This window comes from Pseudoalteromonas sp. BSi20652 (assembly GCF_000239855.1).
Lineage (GTDB): Bacteria > Pseudomonadota > Gammaproteobacteria > Enterobacterales > Alteromonadaceae > Pseudoalteromonas.
Genome location: NZ_BADT01000015.1, coordinates 22349 through 30461 on the forward strand (window position 1 = coordinate 22349; position 8113 = coordinate 30461).

Sequence of the window (8113 nt, forward strand, 5' to 3'; positions counted from 1 at the left end):
AACTAATTAGTAAATAAATTAACTCATTAAAGGTATTTAATTATGACTATTAAAGTAGGTATTAACGGCTTTGGCCGTATGGGACGTTTAACACTGCGTGCAGCAGTTGATTGGCCAGAAATAGAGTTTATTAAAGTAAATGATGTAGCGGGCGATGTTAAAACCCACGCACATTTACTTGAGTTTGATTCAGTACACGGGCGCTTAGCGCAACAGGTTGCGAGCGACGAAAATAGCTTTAGTGTGGGTAAACACACGATTGCAGTTACCAACAACAAAACTATAAATGAAACTGATTGGTCTGATTGCGATGTAGTTATAGAAGCCAGTGGGCAAATGAAAACCACTGAGCTGTTAAATCAATATTTAGCGCAAGGTGTTAAGCGCGTTGTAGTAACCGCACCTGTAAAAGAAGACGGTATTTTAAATGTAGTCATGGGTGTAAACGATGATCTTTATAACCCAAGTGAGCATAAAATTGTTACAGCCGCCTCGTGTACTACTAACTGTTTAGCGCCCATTGTAAAAGTGCTGCAAGAAAAAGTGGGCATTAAACACGGCTCAATGACTACTATTCATGACATTACTAATACCCAAACGATTATTGACGCTCCGCATAAAGACCTACGCCGTGCACGTTCGTGCGGTACGAGTTTAATTCCTACTACAACCGGTAGTGCAACGGCTATTACGCATATTTTCCCTGAGCTTAAAGGTAAATTGAACGGCCATGCTGTGCGTGTACCTCTCACTAACGCGTCAATTACCGATTGTGTTTTTGAGCTAGAGCGAGGTGTTACACAAGATGAGGTAAACACTTGGTTTAAAAACGCTGCAAATAACGAGTTAAAAGACATTTTAGGCTACGAAGAAAAGCCACTTGTATCTATAGATTACAAAACAGATCCACGTAGTTGCACCATAGATGCGCTTTCAACTATGGTAATTAACAACACTCAGCTTAAATTATACGCTTGGTATGATAACGAATGGGGTTATGCAAACCGTACCGCTGAGCTAATGCTTAAAGTTGCACAAAGTGATGTGGTTTAATCTCGTTTAAAAAGGTTTAAATTCATGCTTGCGCAGTTAGCTAGTTTACCAAGCTCTATAAAACAATATTTAATAATTACCGGTAATTACTGGGCATTTACTTTAACTGATGGTGCACTGCGCATGCTGGTGGTGCTGTACTTTCATCAGTTGGGTTATGGCGCATTTGCAATAGCCATGTTGTTTTTATTTTATGAAATTTTTGGGGTGATCACCAATTTAGTCGGAGGTTGGCTTGGAGCACATTTAGGGTTAAACAAAACCATGAATGTCGGGCTTGGGCTACAGCTTGTCGCTTTGGCCATGCTTTGCGTGCCTGGGGATTGGCTAACCGTTGCCTATGTTATGGCAGCGCAAGCGCTGAGTGGCATAGCTAAAGACTTAAATAAAATGAGCGCAAAGAGCGCCATTAAGTATTTAGTACCGCAAGACGATGCAGGGCAAAGCCAATTATATAAATGGATTGCCATACTTACCGGCTCTAAAAATGCGTTAAAAGGGGTAGGCTTTTTTTAGGCGGCTTATTACTTACCGTATTTGGTTTTGTGGGGGCATTAATAAGCCTAATTGCTTTACTTAGTGTTGCGTGGGTTATTAGCTTAATTTTTTTAAAAGGCGATATTGGTAAAGCTAAAAACAAACCTAAGTTTAAAGAATTATTTTCTAAATCGCGGGCAATTAACTTACTTAGCACAGCGCGTTTATGCTTGTTTGCGGCGCGCGATGTATGGTTTGTGGTTGCACTACCTGTTTACTTAGCCGCTCAGTTTAACTGGGATCATTGGTGGGTCAGCGGCTTTATGGCTTTGTGGGTAATTGCGTATGGATTGGTACAGTCGCAAGCACCGCGTATAACAGGGCAAAGTGATTCAAACTTACATTCAGTCAAAAAAGCGTATTGGTGGGTTGCTTTATTAAGTGGCGTGACTGGCATTTTAGCGTTGTTGATGCAATTTGATATAGCGGTACATTTTACGCTTGTAATCGGCTTACTTATTTTTGGTGGTGTATTTGCTGTAAATTCATCGCTGCACAGTTACTTAATAGTGAGTTTTGCTAAAAACGATGGGGTGTCACTCGATGTTGGCTTTTATTATATGGCCAATGCGATAGGGCGCTTACTTGGGACTGTGCTTTTTGGCTGGGTTTTTCAAGTATATGGGCTCAGTGCGTGTTTATGGGTAAGTGTGTGTTTATTAATTGCAGCCTCAATTACAACGGCACGTTTAGCTAAACTTTAAAAAACTCAACGTATTGTATTAAATTCAATTTGTTTAACGATATTCATAGCTTCATTGATTAGATCTACTAAACTGTATCAGTAGTTTTTATTAAAAGGTGTGTTAAATGCGGGAAATATCGTTAGCAAAAAAGTTACTCTGGCTTAGTGTTGGCAGTATATTTATTACAGTACTCGTGCTTTCAAGCGTTTTATGGTGGCAATTATCATCAAGCAATGAGCAGTTAGCGATTGAGTCTGAAGAATACATTGTTGCAGAAGTTGAAGAAAAACTTAATGCCAATGCCGCTGTATATGGCGAAAAAATAGCAGGTTTTATTAATGAAGCTTACCGTATTCCTTATTCATTGGCGGCACTACTTGGTAATGCAGCAAAACAAAGCACTTTAGACCGAGATACAGTTGTCAGTGTAAATAAAGCGGTTTTAGAACAAAACACTCTTTTATCATCTATTTATTCTCAATTTGAATCAAACGCTTTTGATGGGCAAGATTCTCAATATCAACAGGGGTATAAGCATTCAGTTGATGGTGCCGGAACATTAGAAGTTTATATTACCCGCGATCAAAATGGCGTAATTGAACAGCAAAAAGTAGCCAATGCTGCTGATAAATACATAACAACGCTTAATGAGTTTGGTATTCGCGAAGCGCAGTGGTACTTGTGTGCAAAAGACACACTTAAGCCTTGTATTATGGAGCCGTATTTATACGAAATCCCATCGGGCGATTCGGTAATGCTTACTTCGTTAACCGTGCCTATTTTAAAGTCAGGCCAGTTTATTGGTTTAGCAGGCGTTGATTTAACTCTACCGACCTTTCAAATAATGACGGAGCAGCTTTCTAGGCAGCTTTACAATGGTCAAGCTAAAGTAACCTTATTAAGCGATTTAGGTTTAGTTGTAGGCAGCAGTCATTATAAATCTAAATTAGGACGCCCCATTAAAGAAGCTGTTAGTTCTACTATATTTAATGATATTGAAAAGTCTAAAGGGCAAAGCGGTATTTTTAAAACAAACAATGAATATTTAGTAAATTATCCAATTGATATAAAACTAGCAAATACTCAGTGGTCATTAATCATAGAAGTACCTACTGATTTAGCACTTGCAGGGCCTCAAGCGCTCGAAAAAAACATGCAAGAAACAGCAACCTCACTCGGGTTTATTATTTTAATTACAGGCTTAATAATTGCTGTGGTTGCTTTTGTTATTATGAAATTAGTAATTGCAGGTGTAATAGCGCCGCTACAACAAATTCAGCAGCGGGTTGATAACCTCGCAAGTTCTGAAGGTGATTTAACGCATACATTACATGTTGATAGCCACGCAGAACTTATTGCATTAGCTGGTGGGTTTAATCGATTCTTAGCAAAGCTACGTGATTTAATTTCTGAACTAAAAGCGGTGTCTGAGCAAACTAAACAGCAAGGCGAAATAGCACAACACATCGCTATTGATACTAAGCATAATGTGCAATCTCAATTTCAAGAAATTGAAAGTGTGGTAACGGCTATGAACGAAATGAGTGCAACAGCACTCGAAGTCGCCAGAGCATCAGAGCAATCAGCCCAACAAGCCGATGAAATAAATAGCTTGGTAGTGAGCAGTGAGTCGAGCTTATCATCAGCGATGACACAAGTTAAAACGATGTCTGAAGAAATTAAAGAAGCCAACCAAGCAGTTGAAAAAGTAGCTTCGCGTAGTAAAGACATTACGCAAATATTAGATGTAATTCGTACTATTTCAGAACAAACAAACTTACTTGCACTTAACGCAGCCATTGAAGCTGCGCGCGCTGGGGAACATGGGCGAGGCTTTGCCGTTGTTGCCGATGAAGTACGTGCACTTGCTTCTAAAACGCGTTCATCAACAGATGACATAAGCCAGTTAATTGATAGTTTATTATCTGAAGTAGGTAACGCATCTACCGTTATTGAAAAAGGCGTAGTACGTGCACAAAATGCCGTTGATGAAACATCAGTAGCTTTTGATGCTCTGCACAGTGTTGTTGTTAAAGTTGATGAAATAACCAATCAAATTACACATATTGCTACCGCTGCCGAAGAGCAAAGCTTAGTGACTGAAGAAATAAACCGTAATTTAACGCTTATATCTGATGCCGCATCACAACTTGCTGACTTATCTACACAAGCAGGGGATAGCAGCGAAGCGCTCAATGCACTTGTTGCCCAGCAAGATAAGGAGCTAAATAAGCTTAAAACGTAACTTATAAATTAAGTTTTAAGCACAAAAAAATGGCCAGTTAATACTGGCCATTTTTATTTAGTAAAATAAGTATAACTTTTTGAGAATGCTTGATAACTGCTATTTATAACTTTTTAATCAACATAAACATTTGGTTGATCATTGGCTCGGCAAATTGCTCTACATTAGGACGATTAAAATAACCGCGTAAACCTGTAAATTGCACCTGAAAAAAGCGCGCATATTCAACAGCTGTCAACGTATTACTTAACTCACCTTTGTTTATTGCTTGTGTAAACAACTGCGTTAAATAAGCTTCAAATTGAGCTGTTAAATCTAAGCTTAACTCGTATAGGTTTGAGTCTTTTTCTGCAAACTCGCTGTTTGCTTTTACCAGCATACAAATAGCGCTTGGACTACAATCTTTTGTTTTAATTACCACGTTTTCAACAAACGCATGTAACCCACCAAGTATTGTATCGGCATTTGATAAAAACCCCTCTATTTGGGTTTTTATTTGTACTGTGTAATCTTTCAGCGATTCGCAGTATAGCCCTTCTTTAGAGCCAAACGCAGAGTAAATACTACCCGGGCGCATATTAACGGCTTCTTGTAAGTCACGCGTTGAGGTTGCATGAAAACCTTTTTGCCAAAATAGCTGACTAGCAACGCGAACTACATTCTCGCGTTCAAATTTAACCTTATTAGTCATATCATTCTCAATCAATTTGAACATTTGCTCAATTTTAACTTGAACAGTCGCTCAAAATCAAATACTATGTGTCTCGAAGTTACTTAAAACTATTAATTATTAGGAGCTAACCATGGCCGAATTTACTTTATACACTCAAGAAAACGCACCAGAAGAAGCAAAACCATTACTAGCTGATTCAGTAGCAGCATTTGGTATGCTTCCTAACTTACATGCAGTAATGGCTGAAGCACCAACATTACTTAAAGGTTACCAAGTACTGCATGAGCTGTTTCAAAAAACATCATTCAATGCAGAAGAGCTAACAGTAGTATGGCAATCAATTAACGTTGAGCACGACTGTCATTACTGTGTTCCTGCTCACAGTGGTATTGCAGCAGCAATGAAAGTTGACCAAGGTATTGTTGACGCCCTTGTTAACAAAACACCACTTGAAAACCCTAAGCTAGAAACTCTTCGTGAAACTACACTCGCAATGACACGTGAACGTGGCGTGATCAGCGATGAGCAAATCGAAAAATTCTTTGCCGCAGGTTACGGTAAGCAACAACTACTTGAAATTATTGTAGGCTTGTCTCAAAAAGTAATGAGCAACTACACTAATCACCTTGCTGATACACCAGTAGATGCTGCATTTAAAAAATACGTAAAATAAATACGCTTTTATAAATGACAAAAGGCAGCCTAGGCTGCCTTTTTTGTATTTATAAATCGCGGTTATTTAAATTTAACCGTTTTTATACTGCGTGTATAACTTCTGCTTTCGGGCTTAGTCCATTCACCCTTTTTAAGGTAAGAAGTCGATATAATAAATTTATCGTCTTTTAGTTCACTAGTAGATTTAACCTTTGTAATACCATCTTGGCTACCAGTTACATCTTCATAGGCTACAAATTGAGTAGGGCTGAGTACTTTTATAGTGCCTTTTGTGTAAAACCCTGCCGTAGTGAAATAATAAAATACGAGTGACTTCTTTTTGCTATCATAAAAAATCATCGACTCACCACCATACTCACCCTCGTTAATCGAGTGCATGGTACGAATAGCTTTACCATTAAGCGCTCGCTCCCAACGGACAACATCTTGTATTTTTTTAGCGCCTTCAGGTACTTTAAAATCTGCTTGCCACGTTCCTAAGTAAGGTTTAAACACGTCTAGCTTTTTATCAAGGTTACTGGCAGTTTCATTAGCAAAGCTACTAAACGTGCATAAACATAATACGAAGAATAGCGATTTAAAATATGTCATAATTTGGCTCTTGTTGTTAGGCTCTTATAAGCCCAGTATAGGTGATAATTAATTGATAAAGACAATATTAATCACATTCTCATTACTTTATTTAGCTGCCATTTGGCTGGTTTACCCACTGCAATACTTACCCGTTTATATACCAATATATGTTCCAGGTTATATAAGTGTATTAAGTGCTATCACTTTTTTAATGTATGCATGGGATAAGCGACAAGCTAAACGCTCTTCGCATACAAAAGTAAACCGCACGCCAGAGCGTACACTGCAACTACTTGCATTATTTGGAGGATGGCCGGGTGCATTGCTTGCTCAACAATTACTTCGTCATAAATCACAAAAGCGACATTTTATTATTGTGTTGTGGTTATGTATTTTAGTAAATGTGGTTTTACTAGTAGGCGGGTATATATCTTTTTACGCTGATAATGCCTTTAACCTATATAGTTAATTTTAAAGGCATTAAGCGTAAATCGCTAATAACTGGGATTAATTAGCGCTTTGATCTGCGACAATTTCATCTAGCTCAATAGTTAAAATTGTTTTTTTATCAACAACAACCCATTTTCTGTAGGTAAGGTAACCTGCTTTGGTTACTTCAATATCGTACTTACCTTCTTTTAATTCCATGGCATCTTGGTATACAGGTCCAATATTCATAATGCGCACGCGTGCATCAGAAGGGTTTGTAATAACGGTCAACGTAATAGGGGCAATTTCTTCGACTACCTCATTTGTAGGCTCTGCTGACACTTGCTCAGTTTCTTGAACAGGAGAGGTGGTTGAACAACCAGTTAAAATTAGCAAAAGTGCCAGTGCGCTTAACTTTTTCATAGGTACTCCATAAAATCATTTAATAATATTCAATTTCACGAAATATCATGGAGGACTATTAACAAAAGATGTACTCACTCGTCTTCCTTGACTTTCGTTTGCTTAAACAACAAATCGGCATACAGTTTAATATGTATCCAGCCTAGGTTCAATTATTGTTGTTAATTAATCAAAATTAAACATAAAGAAAATATGTAAAACGCTATAATTAAATCAGTAGCAATGATTCACCGTTATTATCGCGCTCAAAGTTTAAGTTGAACTGACCTTGACGAGTGATAGTAAAAATAGCGCGCTGCCAATCTTCCACTTCATTTTTAATGGCGTGGTCAAATAACGTTTTAAACAATGCTGTTATATTTTCAGATACAGCAATTGCATGCTGTGTATCATCATCTGCTTTAATAAAGTGGGCCTTGCACTCAAGTACATTGTTGTTTTCGCAATCTAAAATGAGGAGTGCTTCAAGCCACTGCTCATCTATTTGCTGATAAAGATACTGACCTAGGTGTTGCGGGATGTTTTTAATGTCGGGTTGCATGTGCTGTCCTTAGCGTTTAGTTATTGAACAACGACTCGCTCAGCGACACTTTCGAAATAACGAGATGATAAAGACGGTGTGGCTTTTCTATCTTTTAGGTATTCTTCAGAAAAGAGGGTGACGCCTAAGCTGAGCACTTTTATTTCATTTTTATTTTGTGGGTTTACATCAACTCTAATGCCAATTTCGCCCTCATTAAAGTAGGGGGGAGCCTCTTTATCGCACGCAAAACGTGAGCCAAAAATAGTGGGCATGTATGCCTCATCAAAATAATGGGG

At 38.2% G+C, this 8113-nt stretch carries 8 protein-coding genes and 2 pseudogenes; 5 read left to right on the plus strand and 5 right to left on the minus strand.

Annotated features, from left to right (window positions below):
• Positions 1–42: 42 nt before the first annotated feature.
• The 3 genes and pseudogenes from P20652_RS15980 (at position 43) to P20652_RS15975 (ending at position 4521) form a co-directional block, all read left to right on the plus strand.
• A complete protein-coding gene (locus tag P20652_RS15980; RefSeq protein WP_008165701.1) occupies positions 43–1053 on the plus strand; it encodes an ArsJ-associated glyceraldehyde-3-phosphate dehydrogenase in 1011 nt (336 codons plus the stop codon).
• A gap of 24 nt (positions 1054–1077) precedes the next feature.
• Positions 1078–2294: pseudogene (gene arsJ / locus P20652_RS17215) on the plus strand (organoarsenical effux MFS transporter ArsJ).
• Between the two features lie 106 nt (positions 2295–2400).
• Positions 2401–4521, plus strand: coding sequence for a methyl-accepting chemotaxis protein (locus P20652_RS15975; protein WP_008165707.1), 2121 nt, complete (start codon positions 2401–2403; stop codon positions 4519–4521).
• Positions 4522–4624: 103 nt separating this feature from the next.
• On the opposite strand, the gene P20652_RS15970 is transcribed toward P20652_RS15975, so the two are convergent.
• Positions 4625–5212 (minus strand): TetR/AcrR family transcriptional regulator, encoded by a 588-nt coding sequence (locus P20652_RS15970; RefSeq protein ID WP_033016938.1) that lies wholly within the window; start codon positions 5210–5212, stop codon positions 4625–4627.
• A gap of 112 nt (positions 5213–5324) precedes the next feature.
• On the opposite strand from P20652_RS15970, the gene P20652_RS15965 reads away from it, so the two are divergent.
• Positions 5325–5867, plus strand: coding sequence for a carboxymuconolactone decarboxylase family protein (locus P20652_RS15965; protein ID WP_008165711.1), 543 nt, complete (start codon positions 5325–5327; stop codon positions 5865–5867).
• Positions 5868–5929: 62 nt separating this feature from the next.
• Here P20652_RS15965 and P20652_RS15960 read toward each other — a convergent pair whose 3' ends face one another.
• Positions 5930–6460: a hypothetical protein gene (locus tag P20652_RS15960; RefSeq protein WP_008165712.1), complete on the minus strand. Its 531-nt coding sequence runs from the start codon at positions 6458–6460 to the stop codon at positions 5930–5932.
• Between the two features lie 52 nt (positions 6461–6512).
• Between P20652_RS15960 and P20652_RS15955 the strand changes: the two genes are divergently transcribed.
• Complete coding sequence (locus P20652_RS15955; RefSeq protein ID WP_008165713.1) at positions 6513–6911, plus strand: DUF1294 domain-containing protein; 399 nt, start codon at positions 6513–6515, stop codon at positions 6909–6911.
• A 38-nt stretch (positions 6912–6949) separates the two neighbouring features.
• On the opposite strand, the gene P20652_RS15950 is transcribed toward P20652_RS15955, so the two are convergent.
• The 3 genes and pseudogenes from P20652_RS15950 to P20652_RS15940 form a co-directional block, all read right to left on the minus strand.
• Complete coding sequence (locus P20652_RS15950) at positions 6950–7294, minus strand: PEGA domain-containing protein (RefSeq protein ID WP_008165716.1); 345 nt, start codon at positions 7292–7294, stop codon at positions 6950–6952.
• Positions 7295–7502: 208 nt separating this feature from the next.
• Positions 7503–7835, minus strand: a complete 333-nt coding sequence (locus tag P20652_RS15945; protein ID WP_008165719.1) for a DUF600 family protein — start codon at positions 7833–7835, stop codon at positions 7503–7505.
• Between the two features lie 20 nt (positions 7836–7855).
• Positions 7856–8113: pseudogene (locus tag P20652_RS15940) on the minus strand (hypothetical protein); the annotation flags it as partial.

Bases quoted from the DNA above. Each gene is read 5' to 3' on its own strand.
- P20652_RS15975 (WP_008165707.1), top strand. From the start codon at position 2,401: ATGCGGGAAATATCGTTAGCAAAAAAGTTACTCTGGCTTAGTGTTGGC.
- P20652_RS15950 (WP_008165716.1), bottom strand. From the start codon at position 7,294: ATGAAAAAGTTAAGCGCACTGGCACTTTTGCTAATTTTAACTGGTTGT.
- P20652_RS15980 (WP_008165701.1), top strand. From the start codon at position 43: ATGACTATTAAAGTAGGTATTAACGGCTTTGGCCGTATGGGACGTTTA.
- P20652_RS15970 (WP_033016938.1), bottom strand. From the start codon at position 5,212: ATGACTAATAAGGTTAAATTTGAACGCGAGAATGTAGTTCGCGTTGCT.
- P20652_RS15960 (WP_008165712.1), bottom strand. From the start codon at position 6,460: ATGACATATTTTAAATCGCTATTCTTCGTATTATGTTTATGCACGTTT.
- P20652_RS15965 (WP_008165711.1), top strand. From the start codon at position 5,325: ATGGCCGAATTTACTTTATACACTCAAGAAAACGCACCAGAAGAAGCA.
- P20652_RS15945 (WP_008165719.1), bottom strand. From the start codon at position 7,835: ATGCAACCCGACATTAAAAACATCCCGCAACACCTAGGTCAGTATCTT.